The sequence below is a fragment of the Acinetobacter sp. 742879 genome (assembly GCF_000588535.1).
GTDB lineage: Bacteria > Pseudomonadota > Gammaproteobacteria > Pseudomonadales > Moraxellaceae > Acinetobacter > Acinetobacter pittii.
The window spans coordinates 58,532-74,340 of record NZ_JFYC01000014.1; the positions used below are offsets into that span (position 1 = coordinate 58,532).

Below are 15,809 nucleotides of genomic sequence, written 5' to 3' on the forward strand. Positions count from 1 at the left end.
AAAAATGAATGTATTTTTCCAAAAAGCTGAACGCAAGCAAGCTAAATTAAGACTTGCGTTATCCGGTCCTACTGGCTCAGGGAAAACAGAAAGTGCTCTAAAACTTGCTGCTGGAATTGGTGGTCGAATTGCCGTTGTTGATACAGAAGACAGTAGCGCATCGCTTTATGCAGATCGTTATGACTTCTACGCTGCAAACCTAACACCGCCTTATACACCAGAAAAATTTACAGCTGCAATCAAAGCAGCTGAGCAAGCTGGTTTTGATATTTTAATTTTGGACAGTATTACTCATGAGTGGTCTGGTACTGGTGGGTGTTTGGAAATTGTAGACACCCTAACCAAAGGAAAATTTAAAGGTAATAGCTGGGCCGCTTGGAGCGAAGTCACCCCACGTCATCGCAAATTTATTGATGCGATTCTTCATTCAAGTATTCACATCATCGTAACTCTACGCAGCAAGATGGATACGATCCAAACCGAAACTAACGGCAAAAAGAAGGTTGAAAAGGTTGGGATGAAGTCTGAACAACGCGATGGTATCGAATATGAGTTCACTACGGTGCTTGACTTAAATGCTGATCATTTTGCAAATGCCACTAAAGACCGAACTCATATTTTCACTGAACCGATGATGATTAATGAAGGTACTGGCGTTTGTCTACGCGAGTGGCTTCTTTCTGGATCTGCCGATGCAACTATTGACGGTAATCAATTTTTAGAAATTGAAGATCTTATGCAGCGCGCTGGGATCAACATAGAGAATTACTGCTTAAAGCGCAAGTTAAATAGCTTGATGGATCTTCAACAACAAAAGTTTGAAGAAACAAAAAATCAGCTCTTAAACATCATTCGCAAAAATGAACAAACTGCTCGTGAGCATGAAAATCAATTGAGCCAAAACCAGACACAGGCGGCAAATAACTTTGTTGAGATTTCAGCAGAACAACGCGATGAGCTTCAAACCTTTATTGCTGAACGCGGCCTCGATGTAAAAACAGTATGTGAACATTTTGGCATTGATGCTCTGACACAAATTGAAGCAGCAAAACTAATGGCAGTTAAACAAGACATTGAAACATTGGCTAAAACGGGGATGACAGCATGAAAATACTTAATAAAATCGAAGCAAAACTTGCTTGGGCCAATGGTGAATTACTCTTAGTAAATAATACAGAGCGTAATGGCTGGGAACTTTTTAACCCTTATGATTTTGGTTTTGATGTATTTGATAAATTTGAATTTCAAATTAAGCCAAGAACTATTTTTATTGGTGAGTTTGAAGTGCCAGAGCCATTAAAAGAAGCGCCAGAAAAAGGTTCTACTTGCTCTTATCCAAGCCCAACTGTTGAATTAGGTGTGCAGCAGTTTAAGTGGAATGGTTCTAAAGGACAATTGCGCATGCTCCAGCATGGTCAAGTTCACTCAAGTTTTGATAATGCATTTGCTCATTGCTGCGCGATTATCAAAGTCAGTGGTGGTGAGTTTGATGAAGATATGCTGAAACTTCTGAATAAGCCAACTGATGAAGATGAAGCAATTACCGAAAGTGTAGTTGAATCTTCAAATGTGAAAACATCAACAACAAATAATTCAGAAAAAACACCAATAACTGAACCTGTTGTTAAAGAAGAAACCGAAGATACGGAATATAAAAAGACACTTGAGACGCTTCTACAGCGTGTAAAAGAGTCAAAAACACCAGCAGAAGTAAACGCTGTTTATCGATACACCCGCACTTGGTCTGATAAACAAATGGATCCTTTGCTAAAAGCTACTCACAAGCGTTTGACTGAGCTTGCAGATGAAAAGCCTGTAGAGAGTGAACCGCCTTCTCTAATGGTTCAGATCCAAACTGCACCGGACCTTACAACTTTAGATGCTTTGGAAATTGATGTGGCTGCACGAGATCCACAGATTCAACCGAAGTTAATGGGGTATGTGAGAAAACGCCGCTCTGAATTAGAGAATCCTATATCTACAGCACCTCAAGAATCTGACCCTGATTATTTATTAGGAGACGGTTTCTAAGATGAAAGATCAGTTCAAGAAAGTGAATAACAAGCACTTACTTGGTTTTACGAACTACTTGCACTTGCTGGGCTTTGTAATAGTCCGGCAAGGGTTAAACCAAGCAATGCTTTTAACGAAACATTATGCCGTACCAGTAGCTTGGCGCCGCATAACAATAGACTACAACAACCGTTTAAATAAACCCGCTCAGCAGCTTTATAAAGAGTTTGTTGAGTGGACTAAAGAAGAATATGCAGAGATGGTGGCGTGAATGATTAAAGCTGAAGGTGGTGTGGAATTTGATGGTGATGACGTTTGGATAGGAAAGGTTCTTATCTCTAAATGTTTCGGCAATGAAGAGTGGACGGCGTTTCTCGACAATGATGTTGAAAAAGAATTTGAAACCTTAGAACAAGCTGTCACCTACTGTTTGGAGCACAACAATGAGTAAATCAACATTGTGGGCTGTTGCAATGCGACCTGAAGGTTACAGCCCTTTTAGACAAACCCCAGCAGCCTCAAAAGAGATAGCAGAGCGAGCTGTTGAACGTTATAGAAAGATGCATGAAAAAGAAGGCAATAACTTTTTCTTAGAAATTTTCGATGATGTGATCAAAGTCCAGAAATGGCACGGCACCCGTAAGGATCATATTAAAAAACTATTTTATGTAGAAAGCTGGTTTAGCCAAGCAATGTATCAATGCTTTGATTTAAAGACAGCTGAACGTGTTTTTAAATTTGATGAAATTGTGAATTGCTACAAGAAAGGATCTGCCCCTTTGATTACTAGAAACTTTGATGAGGCGAAACTATTTTATGGATCTAGTGAGACGGGTTTTAAATATCAGATCCAGCCAATAGAACCACCTGAAAACCTTTTCAATTGGTTTCATCCAGATATTGAATTGTTTGACACCATTGAAGAAGGAGCAGAAGCCTATACAAGAGAACAGTGGGCACAACTTCAGGTGAATCTTAGAGTTTCAATTGAAACTCAGTTATTAGATTACGACGATATTCCGAATATTCCAGAAGATGCAGTAGTTTGGCCCAACTGGAATCCCGAACCACCTCAACAAGGACTCTTTTTAATTGCAGTGTTTGATTCAGAAGATGGCCCTATTCTTTGGTGGGCAAATCCTAAATCACAAAGTATGGAGGCAAAGAAGTAAATGGGAGTTGCAATTGATTTAACCAATACAGAACGCAGGGTTTCAACTGCTGAGTTTGCCCTTCGCATGAACCTTACAGAAAGAGAGATCTACGAACGAATTAAGGACGGAAGAATTAAGCCCCCAACTAAAGATGGTCGTAAAAACTTTTGGTTAAATAGTTATGTTCTTAGCTGCATTCGACAAGGTTCAGATGAAAATGAAATTCAGGAACTGAGAGCATGAAATCAGTTAAAGAAAAAGGTCGCAATGAGCGACCTTTTTCTTTATGGCTAAATTAAATGTGAGTAATACTGTGAGTAAATATCCTTTAAATTAATAATTAAACACTATATTACAACCACTTAACTTAAAATTGAGCGGTTTACATCATGCCGCCCATACCACCCATACCGCCCATATCTGGAACAGCTGGTTTATCTTCAGGAATGTCAGTAATCATACATTCTGTAGTTAACATTAAGCCAGCAACAGAAGCTGCATGCTCAAGAGCAGAACGAGTTACTTTAGCTGGGTCAAGAATACCCATTTCTAACATATCGCCATATTCACCAGTTGCAGCGTTGTAACCAAAATTACCTTCACCACCTTTAACTGCATTGATCACTACAGATGGCTCATCACCAGCGTTTGCAACGATTTGACGAAGTGGAGCTTCGATCGCACGGCGTAAAATGTTGATACCTGCTGTTTGATCTTCATTAGCGCCTTTTAAGCCATCTAATGCATTAACCGCACGTACTAGAGCAACACCACCACCAGCAACAACACCTTCTTCAACTGCTGCACGAGTTGCATGAAGTGCGTCGTCTACACGGTCTTTTTTCTCTTTCATTTCAACTTCAGTCGCTGCACCGATTTTAATTACAGCAACACCGCCTGCTAATTTAGCAACGCGTTCTTGTAATTTTTCACGGTCATATTCTGAAGTAGATTCTTCGATTTGAGCACGGATTTGTTGAACACGCTCAGCAATACCAGCAGCATCACCAGCACCATCAACGATAACTGTGTTTTCTTTAGAAACAGTGATTTTGTGCGCAGTACCTAAATCTTGAAGAGTTGCTTGCTCTAAAGACATACCAACTTCTTCAGAAATAACAGTTGCGCCAGTCAAGATTGCGATATCTTGAAGCATTGCTTTACGACGGTCACCGAAACCAGGAGCTTTAACAGCACATACTTTGATAATACCGCGCATGTTGTTTACTACAAGTGTAGCAAGCGCTTCACCTTCAACATCTTCAGCGATGATAAGAAGTGGTTTACCAGTTTTTGCAACTGCTTCTAAAACAGAAATCAATTCACGGATGTTGCTGATTTTCTTGTCAACAAGAAGGATGAATGGGTTTTCAAGTTCTGCAGTTAAAGTATCTTGCTTGTTTGCGAAGTACGGAGAGATATAACCGCGGTCAAACTGCATACCTTCTACAACGTCTAAAGCGTCTTCGAAGCCAGAACCTTCTTCTACAGTAATTACCCCTTCTTTACCTACTTTTTCCATCGCTTGAGCGATAAGTTTACCAACAGTAGTGTCAGAGTTAGCAGAGATAGAACCAACTTGTTCAATCGCTTTAAAATCATCAGCAGGTTTTGCATTTGAACGGATATTTTCAACTACAGTTTTTACTGCGATATCAATACCACGTTTTAAATCCATTGGGTTCATACCTGCAGTTACAGATTTGATCCCTTCATTTAAAATTGCTTGAGCAAGTACAGTTGCAGTTGTCGTACCGTCACCAGCGATGTCGTTAGTTTTGCTAGAAACTTCACGAACAAGTTGAGCACCCATGTTTTCAAACTTGTCTTTTAATGAAATTTCTTTAGCAACAGTTACGCCGTCTTTAGTGATGTGCGGAGCACCGAAAGAACGGTCAATAACTACGTTACGACCTTTAGGGCCTAAAGTCACTTTAACCGCATCTGCAAGTACGTTTACGCCTGCAATCATTTTTGAGCGAGCTGAATCACCAAATTTTACATCTTTAGCTGACATATTAAACTCCGAATCTTTTTAAATACTGAATCTGATAATGAATTGAGTTATGGATTGATTAGCCTTCCAACACAGCTAAAATGTCTGACTCTTTCATGATTAAGAGTTCTTCACCACTTACTTTCACTGTTGTACCTGCATAAGTACCAAACAATACTTTGTCACCAACTTTAACATCCAAAGCACGTACGCCATTCTCAGTGATTTGACCATTACCTACTGCAATTACTTCACCTTGAGATGGTTTTTCAGCAGCAGAACCTGGAAGCAAAATACCACCAGCAGTTTTGGTTTCTTCTTCTACGCGACGAATTACAACGCGATCATGTAATGGACGAATGTTGCTCATAATTAACTCCATCAGACTAAGTCTTTTTGATTAATCGTTATTGCTTTAATCCAGAGCAATAACAAAATATTTAGATGTCACTTTTGTGGGGATGAAAAAAAAGGCTTCAAGGGGAAAATGAAAAAAAACTTATCTTTTTTGGTCATTTTTTAACAAGTTGTGAAGAGTTTTTATTAAATTTAAAGCACAAAATAAAAGAGGCTATTTTCATAGCCTCTTTTATAAAGATAAATATTAATGTTAAACAAAGAGTTGCTGGTTATTTAACAATTCATCTAATGTTGTATTTACCTGATTTAAAGTTATCAATGAAACACTACTAAACATTGTACCTTCACCATCTCGGTCAAGACTAATAGTCGTGTTTCCAGCATCTTGCTCTACAGTAATAAATTTCGCTAATGTGCTCACGTCTTTAGAATAGTCAATTAATAGTTCACTTAAATCGATTTTGTCTGCTTGAGTATCAGTTCTTACATCACCTAAAGTAAAATCTAACACCGTATCATGTCCATTCCCACCAGTCGCATCTTGGCTATTTAGCAATTGGAACAGTATGGAATCAGTACCTTCATTAGTCATATAGGTATCGTTACCTTCACGCCCATTCAAAACGTTATTACCAGAGTTACCTGTTAAAAGATTATCTAAAGCATTGCCTGTTGCATTTAGATGAGCAGAACCAACCAACTCCAAGTCTTCAACATAACGACCACTTTCTAGACCTGTCGACCAATCAGAATATCCAACCAGACTATAACTCACAGAGCTAATTATTTTATCGTGTCCACCAAAATCAACATCTCGATAGCCTGATTCAACAAGTTGGTTCTCCCAATAACCGCTTTCTACGAAAACATCTTGATAGTGGCTAGTATCTACCCAAACATCTTCATAATGACTTGTATCAACATAAACGTCTTCATAATGACTAGTATCAACCCAGCCTTCTTCTGAACGTATATAGGTCAATTCATAACCTTCTTGCCATTGTCCATTCGCAAAATCATAATATTGTTGTTCATATCGACTATAATCGCTATCTGCCATGCCATTATCAATATAAGTTATACCATTCTGATTTTGATAAACATTTTGTACAGTTGAATAACCACTTGTGACCAATTGGGAATCATAATAACCATCAACAAACCATATCTGTTCGTAATGACCTTCAGTGACCCATTCTGCATGGGTATAACTATTATCAATCCAGACGTCTTTATATATTGCATACGGCTCAACAATATATTCTTGAATAAAATCAATTATATGATCAACTATATAAGTATTATCAGCAGAATCACCTTTAAACTGATCAACAGTGATTGTAGTTAAATCACTAATTGCTTTATTGATAGTTTCACTACGATTTCCAGCACGATCAATAACAGTAAGATCAAATGATGTTGCATTCTCATACATATAAACAGAGAAAGTTCCATCAACCATAACCGTCGTACTTATTACAGAAGTTACAGAAGATTCTTGATCAGCAAAATGATATATAACTTCAAGGATAGCTCTACTTTCTGCATGTCCCGTGAGCTCTCCCAATCCATTTATGGCAAGTTGTGTGGCTACATTCGGTACTGTTGTATCATTCGTAGCAACAATCGTTGAGCCCACACTTATATTTTGATTGGCATCAACTACTTTTACTGTCAATGTTTCACCATGCCAATATTGTGACCATAATTGCACCCAGAAAGTACCACTACTTCCCACAGTAGTCTGACCAACTAAATTATTATTAGCATCGAAAATATTAACAGTTGAATATGCTTCAGCCTCCCCAGAAAGTATATTTCCTTCTTCCAATACAAGTTGTGTTGCTGCATTTGGCGCAACGATGTCTATGGGTGCCTTAATTTCGGTGTAAGCGCTTTGATACCCATTATGTTCCACAACAACACGTAAAGTTTGTCCATTCACCTGAGGTGAGTATAACTGGATATTAAAATATCCAGTTTCATCTACAGAACCACCGCCAATATAATTACTATACACATCAAAAATATGCATCTCACTATTTGGTGTAGCAGTTCCCTCAATAAAGAAACCATTTTCAGATAAAACAACATGATCTGCTGATGGTGGTGCATTAGTATCTGCAGTAAAAGTAAAATTAAATGGCGTACTTATATTTTTAGCTAAATCCGTTGCCGTGATAAATAATTGCTCTCCACGTAATACAGGTGGATACATACCAACATTGAAATATCCAGCTTCCTCCATTTGAAATTCTGCTCGTAAATCTCCATCCGCATCTATTACTTTAATAATTACTTTTGAATCAGCATGTCCAGTTATCTCATGACCGTCGTTACTAATCGCTACCTCATTAATCACTGGAGCAATATTGTCTAATGGCGCAATAAGTTCAGTGATTGGGCTGTATTGATATGTATTCTGGTCATAAACTCGAATTAGTAACGTCTGTCCATGTAGATAATAGCTATTTAACTTAATAGCAAAACTACCATTTTCATTAACTATACTGCTCCATTCTCCATTAATGATCTGACCATCAGTAGATGTGACAACAATCGTCATTCCTGCTGCAGCTTTACCGGTAAGAATATGGCCATTTACATCCAATTTTAGCTCTGTTGCAGCAATTGGTGAGTTGGTAAATAAAGGTACTATTTCATGAACAACTTCACTGCGGTTACCAGCTTTATCTTTGACAACGATACTTAAATTTTGTGTCTGGTATTGACTCAAATTGATCCATTGATTAAAGACCCCACCATATCCAACATCAGTTGTTGTGATAACTGCACCATATTGATCAATAATTTCAATCGTTGCATTTGGCTCAGCCTCACCAAAAAGCAATCCGTCAGAGGTTAATGTAATATTTGAAGCAGCTGATGGTGCAACATCATCAATTAAAGCATTATGTTTAACCTCAATACTTCGGTTACTTGCTTGATCAATTACAACAAATATAAGCTCTTCTCCATGTAAATAGACTTGATTAAAATAACCTGACACGTTACCAGTACTATCTACATAACCATAGCCTACAACCTCACCCGTAGCATTTTTGACTTCAATCCGAGTATTTACTTCTGCTTGCGCAGTAAAGTTTTGACCGTTTGAGTCGAGCACAATATTTTCAATCGGATTTGGCGAGATATCATCAATTAAGGCATTCTGTTTGACCTCTGTACTGCGGTTACCAGCTCGATCAACTACAACAAAAGTAAGCTCCTCTCCATGTAAATACACTTGATAGAAGTAACCAGAAACATTACCCATGTTATCGGTTGAACCAGATCCTACCACCTCACCAACAGCATTTTTAACTTCGATTCGACTATCTGCTTCCGCTTGCGCTGTGAAGTTTTGACCATTTTCATTTAAGACAATGTTTTCAATCGGATTTGGTGCAATATCATCAATCAAAGCATTTTGCTTAAATTCAATACTTTGATTACCTGCTTTATCTATAACGATAAAAGTGAGTTCCTCACCTTTTAAATAAACCTGATTGAAATAGCCTGTCACATTACCAGTGCTATCGGCATAACCATAACCGACAAACTCACCCGCAGCATTTTTGACACCAATAAAACTATTGGCTTCTGCTTGTGCTGTAAAATTTTGCCCATTTTCGTCAAAGATGATGTTTTCAATCGGATCTGGCGTAATGGTATCCACCAAAGCATTTAACTTAAGTTCGACACTGCGGTTACCTACTCGGTCTATAACAACGAACGTTAATTCTTCTCCTTGTAAATACACTTGATAGAAGTAACCTGTCACATTACCAGTGCTATCTGCATAACCATATCCTATAGATTCACCAGCAGCATTTGTGATTTCTATCCGACTATTTGCTTCCGCTTGTGCTGTAAAGTTTTGACCGTTCGTATCAAGTACAATATTTTTAATCGGATTTGGCGCAATATCATCAAATGGAGCCTTAACTGAAACAGCTTCACTCACATTTCCAGCTCGGTCTTTAACAGTGACTGTGAACTCTTCACCATGTAAATTGTAAGTACCGAAAGAAATAGTGAATGTACCATCAGCGTTTACACTATAATCCCACGTATTCATCTGCTGACCATTTTGATCAAATATCTGGATGAAGGTATTTGGCTCAGCCACACCAGAAAGGGACGAACCATCTTCATTGAATGTAAGATTACTTGCAGCCGCGGGAGCAATATCATCAAGCGGTGCTTTTACAGTAACCCCACCACTCATATTACCAGCCCGATCTACTACAACTATCTTAAACTCTTCGCCATGCAAGTAGTTACTGTATAAAGAGATGTTAAATGTTCCATCCCAATTAACATTATTATTCCACTGATTTACCAATTGACCATTCTGATCAAATATTTGAATCGTAGCATTGGGTTCTGCCATACCAGTTAGATATGAACCATCTTCACTAAATACTAAATTAGTCGCATTTTCTGGTGCCGTATTATCAAGAAAGGCTGTTTGTTTTACTTCGACGCTACGATTACCGGCTTGATCAATTACAACAAAAGTGAGTTCCTCACCTTTTAAATAAACTTGATTCAAGTAACCCGAGACATTACCAGCACTATCTACATAACCAGTACCTACAAGCTCACCCACAGCATTTTTAACTTCAACTTTGCTATTTGCTTCTGCTTGCGCTGTAAAGTTTTGACCATTTTCATTAAAGATAATGTTTTCAATCACATTCGGAGCAATGTCATCAATCAAGGCATTCTGCTTCACGTCTGTACTGCGGTTCCCCGCTTTGTCAATTACAACAAAAGTGAGTTCTTCTCCATGTAAATAGACCTGATAGAAGTAACCAGAAGCATTACCCATGCTATCGGTTGAACCAGATCCTATGACTTCACTAGCAGCATTTTTGACTTCAATTTGAGTGTTTGCTTCTGCCTGAGCTGTAAAGTTCTGTCCGTTCGCATCAAGTAAAATATTTTCAATTGGATTTGGTGCAATATCATCAGTTAAAGCATTTTGCTTGATCTCTACACTACGGTTACCCGCTCGGTCAACGACAACAAAAGTGAGTTCTTCTCCATGTAAATAGACTTGATATAAATAACCTGACACATTACCAGCACCATCTACATAACCTGAACCGATGACCTCACCTGCAGCATTTCTAACTTCAACTTGAGTATTTGCTTCTGCTTGCGCCGTAAAGTTTTGACCATTTGAGTCGAGTACAATATTTTCAATCGGATTTGGTGCAATCTCATCAATCAAAGCATTCTGCTTAACTTCTGTACTACGGTTACCCGCTCGGTCAACGACAACAAAAGTAAGCTCTTCGCCATGTAAATAGACCTGATACAAGTAACCAGAAATATTGCCTGTGCTATCTGCTGATCCATAACCAATAATGTCACCATTGGTATTTTTAATTTCAATCTGACTATTTGCTTCAGCCTGAGCTGTAAAGCTCTGTCCATTGATATCTAATACAATATTTTCAATCGGATTTGGTGCGATATCATCAGTTAAAGCACTCTGCTTGACCTCTGCACTACGGTTACCCGCTCGGTCAACTACAACAAAAGTAAGTTCCTCACCATGTAAGTAAACTTGCGGGAAATAACCAAATACATTACCTAAGCTATCGGTATAACTAGTAGTAATCTTATTTCCAGCCTGATCTAATATTTCAATAGAGCTTCCAGCTTCTGCCTGAGCTGTAAAGCTTTGGCCATCTTCGTTGAAGATGATATTTGCAATCGGATTTGGTGCAATGGTGTCAATTAAAGCATTTTGCTTAAATTCGACACTGCGATTACCAACTCGATCTATGACAACAAAAGTAAGCTCTTCACCATGTAAATAGATTTGATTGAAAAAGCCTGAGACATTACCAGCACTATCTGTAGAGCCCCAACCCGTCTGATTACCTAATGAATCAAAAACTTCAATCTGACTATTTGCTTCTGCTTGTGCTGTAAAGTTTTGACCGTTTGCATCAAGTAAAATATTTTTAATTGGATCCGGTGCAATATCATCAAGTGGAGCATTTATTGAAACAGCTTCACTCACATTTCCAGCTTGGTCTTTAACTGTGACCGTGAATGCCTCTCCATGTAAATTATTGCTACCTAAGAAAATAGTAAATGTACCATCCGAGTTTATGGTGTTATCCCATATATTCACGAGCTGACCATTATGATCAAAAACCTGAATCGTAGTATTCAGTTCTGCTACGCCTGTAAGATATGAACCATCTTCTGAGAAAACTAAATTGCTGGCTGGTGTAGGAGCAACCGTATCAGCGGTAATTACAGTATCGGTGCTTACTTGCCCACGAGCATCCTTAATTGATAAGAACAACTGCTCACCATCAACAAGAGGGCGGTCAAGCTGGAGTTTAAAATAACTTGGTCCATTCCAACCGTTATCTTCACCGACTTTAATTTCAGCTACGACTTCACCTTTGGCATCTTTAACAATAAGAGTACTATTATTTTCAGCTTGTCCACTTATCACTCCGTCCGAAGTAAAGCTATCTACATGGGGGGCAAAAGCATAATTAGGCGCCTGTATCTGCGCTGCTAAACTTACATTTCCATTCACATCGGTAGCCGTGACATAAACCGCCTCAGCATTAGTTAAAAACATACCTAGTTCTATCGAAAAACTTCCATTCTCATCAGTCCAGTTATTCCAGAACCATTTATTAAGAATGTTTCCTTGCCCATCTTTAACTAAAATTTCAGAGAAAGGTTCTGCATGGCCATAAACTAAATCACCAGCATCATTGAAATTTAAATCTGTTGGAACAGGTGGAGGAGTCAGATCTACAATGATATTCTGCTCAGGACTCATCAACTCTTTATTATCAATAATTTGAACGGAAATTTGCTCTCCATCAATTAAAGGTCGGTTTACACTCAAGCTAAAATGACTAAATTCATTCCAACTATTGTCATCACCTAATGTAACCTTTCCTAATTGATTACCGTCAGCATCACGCACGATTACTGTACTATTATCTTCAGCAAACCCAGAAATTAAGCCTTCTTGTGTAATACGTTCAACATATGGAATATAAGCAAAGTTTGGAACTTCGATTAGGGCTTCACTCGTATTTTGATTTTTATCTACTACTTGTACGGTAACCGACTCACCTTCTTTTAAAAATTGGAATACCTGTAAACTTGCAAAGCCTTGTTCATCGGTAAAACCTGTAGCAATTAAATTGCCCTCTCCAGAAAATGCACGAATAAAGCTGTTCGGCTCATTAACATGTACTGATAAAGTTTCACCACTAATATCAAATTGTGGAGTTTCTAAAAATACTGCTGGAGTATAGTCTGCGGTAATATATTGTGGATGGCCTGAAATATTATCTTTATCTGTAGAGATAATAATTTGAGTACCTTCTTCTAAAGGTTGGTTGAGGGTCAAAGTAAATGGTCTGACCTCACCTAATGCCATTACACTAAAAGGCGTAATACCTGAACTCTCAAATGCAATGGAGTTAAACTCTTGTAGAATATTTCCATTCTGATCTTTTACAATAAAATGACTGCCTTCGGTCGCATAACCAGTGATCACACCTTCTGGACTAATTCTTGTAATACTAATAGCAGGAACTTCAGTAACTAGGCTAATTGACGAATTTTCACTGCTGTATCCATTATAAGTAGCGACCGCATAAATTTCTTGATTAGTACTAATAGAAAGGTCTTGTAAAGTAAATTTACCCTCCTCATTAGCTATTGTAGTTGCAAGCCAGTCACCATTTTTATTATATATATCAACTTTACTTCCTTTATATGCACTACCTGAAATGATAGCTCCATCTATATTATTGAAAGTTAGTGAATCTAGAGTTGGCGAATTCGGAGTATGATCTACATTATAATTTTGGGTCTGTTTAATAATGGCTGTATTGCCAGCTTGATCAGTAAGACTAATATCAATTGATATATTGGTTTGCGATTCTTCTGACCACAAAAACTCTGCTGGAATTTCAGTAACCCACTCTTGGGTAACTTCATCAAAATGAAAGTTATAAACAACATCGTTTAAAGTCGTATTTACTGATGTCAGTGAGCTATTTAAATCTGTTGGTAGATTATCTACTTCCAGTCTTATAGAAATAACTTGATCTTTTTCAACTAGGCTTATTGTATTGTCTTCAGTAATCGGCTTTACAGTTACTGTAGTTGATTCAATATTTAAAGAATTATCTATAATTAATTTTTCCACACCAGTTTCTGATGTGTTGCCTGCAAGATCTGTCACTATAGCTTTATAGAGGTAACTTCCATCAGCTAAATTTTTTTGATCAGCTGTTGTCTCCTGCCAAGTTTTTCCTTCATCGGTAGAGACTTCATAGTGATCTAATAAAGCAGCTTGTTCTCCAATTACAATCGGTTGAGCTAGCTTCAAAGTAAAATTATTATCTTGCGTAATTTGATCGGTTGCTGAAACACCTGTATCACTCAAATCAGATAAAGTTAGCTCACCTGCTTGTGGTGCGGTAGTATCTACAACGACTTTTTGTATAGCGGTTTCTGATGTATTACCTGCAATATCTGTAACTATAGCTTTATATTGGTAAACACCATCAGCCAAATCTTTTTGATTTACTGTCGTTTCCTGCCATGTCTTTCCTTCATCTTTTGATATCCAGTAAGTGATTTGGCTATTGACTTCTTGTCCACTAATCTTTAAATCAAAAGTTTTATCTTGTGTAATTTGATCAGTTGCCGAAACACCTGTATCACTTAAATCAGATAAAGTTAGCTCACCTGCTTGTGGTGCTGTTGTATCGACAACAACTTTTTGTATAGCGGTTTCTGATGTATTGCCTGCAACGTCGGTTACTACAGCTTTATATTGATAAACACCATCGACCAAATCTTTTTGAGCTATTGTTGTTTCCTGCCAACTCTTTCCATCATCTTTCGATATCCAGTAAGTAATTTGGCTATTTACTTCTTGTCCGCTAATCTTTAAATCAAAAGCTTTATCTTGCGTAATTTGATCGGTTGCTGAAACACCTGTATCAGTCAAATCGGATAAAATCAGTTCACCTGCTTGTGGTGCGGTAGTATCTACAACGACTTTTTGTATAGCGGTTTCTGATGTATTGCCTGCAACGTCTGTAATTATAGCTTTATATTGGTAAACACCATTAGCCAAATCTTTTTGATTTACTGTCGTTTCCTGCCATGTCTTTCCTTCATCTTTCGATATCCAGTAAGTGATTTGGCTATTCACTTCTTGTCCACTAATCTTTAAATTAAAAGTTTTATCTTGTGTAATTTGATCAGTTGCCGAAACACCTGTATCACTTAAATCAGATAAAGTCAGTTCACCTACTTGTGGTGCGGTAGTATCTACAACGACTTTTTGTATAGCAGTTTCCGATGTATTTTCCGCTCGGTCCGTTACTACAGCTTTGTAGAGATAAACACCATCGGTTAAATCTTTTTGAGCGACCGTTGTCTCTTGCCAAGTTTTTCCTTCATCGGTAGAGACCAAATATGTTACTCGGCTGCCACTTTCCTGTCCCTCAATCTTTAAAGTGAAGTTTTTATCTTGAGTGATCTGGTCGATTGTAGAAGCCCCTGAATCCAAAAGATTTTTGAGATTCAAAGTACCTGGCTCAGGAGGCGTCGTATCTTTAGAATCGTTCCGAGACAATAAAGCAATTGTTCCTGCTCCTGCTAAAGCGCTGACTACCCACGACCAGAGGGGTACAGAAGATGGACTATCAATAAGCTTTGGCGTATCTTTTAATTCTAAATAATTAACAGTGGTCTGTCCGCTAGCATCTTCTCCCAGATTAGCAGCCCAATAACTCTGCCCTTCATTTAAAAGAATTTGCGGGTTTTCACTAATAAAATAGTTTTCTAAAACAATTTCAGTTCCATCTTTTAGATGAACAATTGCACTGTTTCCTTCTCTTGTTATTGAAGAAATTTTTTCTGGATTTATATCGATTTTTGCGACTTCTTTAGGATTTACTACAATATTTTTTGTCTGGCCTACATTAATATCAACTGTATTATTTTTTGAAGCATTATTTGCCATTAATGATACTTGTACCATTTTTCCACCATGAAATTTTAAATATTATTAAGTTATTCTAAAATATTAAGATAAATAGATACTCATTTTAATTAAATATTATTAACTATCATAAAACACTAAACCCTTATTGTAGCTACTTTAAATCGCGGCTTTTTATATAGTTAAAAATTTTTTATGTACCCATTAATATTATTTTTAAAATGATAAAACATTTAGAATGTTTTCCTATTCCCCA

At 37.6% G+C, this 15,809-nt stretch carries 9 protein-coding genes; 6 read left to right on the top strand and 3 right to left on the bottom strand.

Annotated elements, in window-relative coordinates; translation table 11 throughout:
• The first annotated feature begins 4 nt into the window (after positions 1-4).
• The 6 genes from J690_RS19185 to J690_RS19205 are packed head-to-tail and all read left to right on the top strand — an operon-like array spanning position 5 to position 3,410.
• Positions 5-1,108: an ATP-binding protein gene (locus J690_RS19185; RefSeq protein ID WP_032037588.1), complete on the top strand. Its 1,104-nt coding sequence runs from the start codon at positions 5-7 to the stop codon at positions 1,106-1,108.
• A complete protein-coding gene (locus J690_RS19190) occupies positions 1,105-2,031 on the top strand; it encodes a hypothetical protein (RefSeq protein ID WP_032037590.1) in 927 nt (308 codons plus the stop codon). Before J690_RS19185 ends, J690_RS19190 begins: the two co-directional genes overlap by 4 nt.
• 1 nt (position 2,032) lies before the next feature.
• Positions 2,033-2,284: a hypothetical protein gene (locus tag J690_RS0104680; protein ID WP_032037592.1), complete on the top strand. Its 252-nt coding sequence runs from the start codon at positions 2,033-2,035 to the stop codon at positions 2,282-2,284.
• Positions 2,285-2,464, top strand: coding sequence for a hypothetical protein (locus tag J690_RS19195; RefSeq protein WP_032037594.1), 180 nt, complete (start codon positions 2,285-2,287; stop codon positions 2,462-2,464).
• Positions 2,457-3,185 carry a hypothetical protein gene (locus tag J690_RS19200; RefSeq protein WP_032037596.1) on the top strand — a complete coding sequence of 243 codons (729 nt, stop codon included), beginning with the start codon at positions 2,457-2,459 and terminating at the stop codon, positions 3,183-3,185. Before J690_RS19195 ends, J690_RS19200 begins: the two co-directional genes overlap by 8 nt.
• A complete protein-coding gene (locus J690_RS19205; protein WP_032037598.1) occupies positions 3,186-3,410 on the top strand; it encodes a hypothetical protein in 225 nt (74 codons plus the stop codon). It abuts the gene before it with no gap.
• 139 nt (positions 3,411-3,549) lie between these two features.
• On the opposite strand, the gene groL is transcribed toward J690_RS19205, so the two are convergent.
• From groL to blp1, 3 genes are all read right to left on the bottom strand, one after another.
• Positions 3,550-5,184, bottom strand: a complete 1,635-nt coding sequence (gene groL / locus J690_RS19210; protein ID WP_002120607.1) for a chaperonin GroEL — start codon at positions 5,182-5,184, stop codon at positions 3,550-3,552.
• Positions 5,185-5,242: 58 nt separating this feature from the next.
• On the bottom strand, positions 5,243-5,533 hold the full coding sequence (locus J690_RS19215; protein ID WP_002120604.1) for a co-chaperone GroES: 291 nt from the start codon (positions 5,531-5,533) through the stop codon (positions 5,243-5,245).
• 240 nt (positions 5,534-5,773) lie between these two features.
• Positions 5,774-15,592, bottom strand: a complete 9,819-nt coding sequence (blp1, locus tag J690_RS19220; RefSeq protein WP_032037600.1) for a biofilm-associated Ig-like repeat protein Blp1 — start codon at positions 15,590-15,592, stop codon at positions 5,774-5,776.
• Positions 15,593-15,809 lie beyond the last annotated feature (217 nt).

Bases quoted from the DNA above. Each gene is read 5' to 3' on its own strand.
- J690_RS19205 (WP_032037598.1), top strand. From the start codon at position 3,186: ATGGGAGTTGCAATTGATTTAACCAATACAGAACGCAGGGTTTCAACT.
- J690_RS19185 (WP_032037588.1), top strand. From the start codon at position 5: ATGAATGTATTTTTCCAAAAAGCTGAACGCAAGCAAGCTAAATTAAGA.
- J690_RS0104680 (WP_032037592.1), top strand. From the start codon at position 2,033: ATGAAAGATCAGTTCAAGAAAGTGAATAACAAGCACTTACTTGGTTTT.
- blp1 (WP_032037600.1), bottom strand. From the start codon at position 15,592: ATGGTACAAGTATCATTAATGGCAAATAATGCTTCAAAAAATAATACA.
- J690_RS19195 (WP_032037594.1), top strand. From the start codon at position 2,285: ATGATTAAAGCTGAAGGTGGTGTGGAATTTGATGGTGATGACGTTTGG.
- J690_RS19190 (WP_032037590.1), top strand. From the start codon at position 1,105: ATGAAAATACTTAATAAAATCGAAGCAAAACTTGCTTGGGCCAATGGT.
- J690_RS19215 (WP_002120604.1), bottom strand. From the start codon at position 5,533: ATGAGCAACATTCGTCCATTACATGATCGCGTTGTAATTCGTCGCGTA.
- J690_RS19200 (WP_032037596.1), top strand. From the start codon at position 2,457: ATGAGTAAATCAACATTGTGGGCTGTTGCAATGCGACCTGAAGGTTAC.
- groL (WP_002120607.1), bottom strand. From the start codon at position 5,184: ATGTCAGCTAAAGATGTAAAATTTGGTGATTCAGCTCGCTCAAAAATG.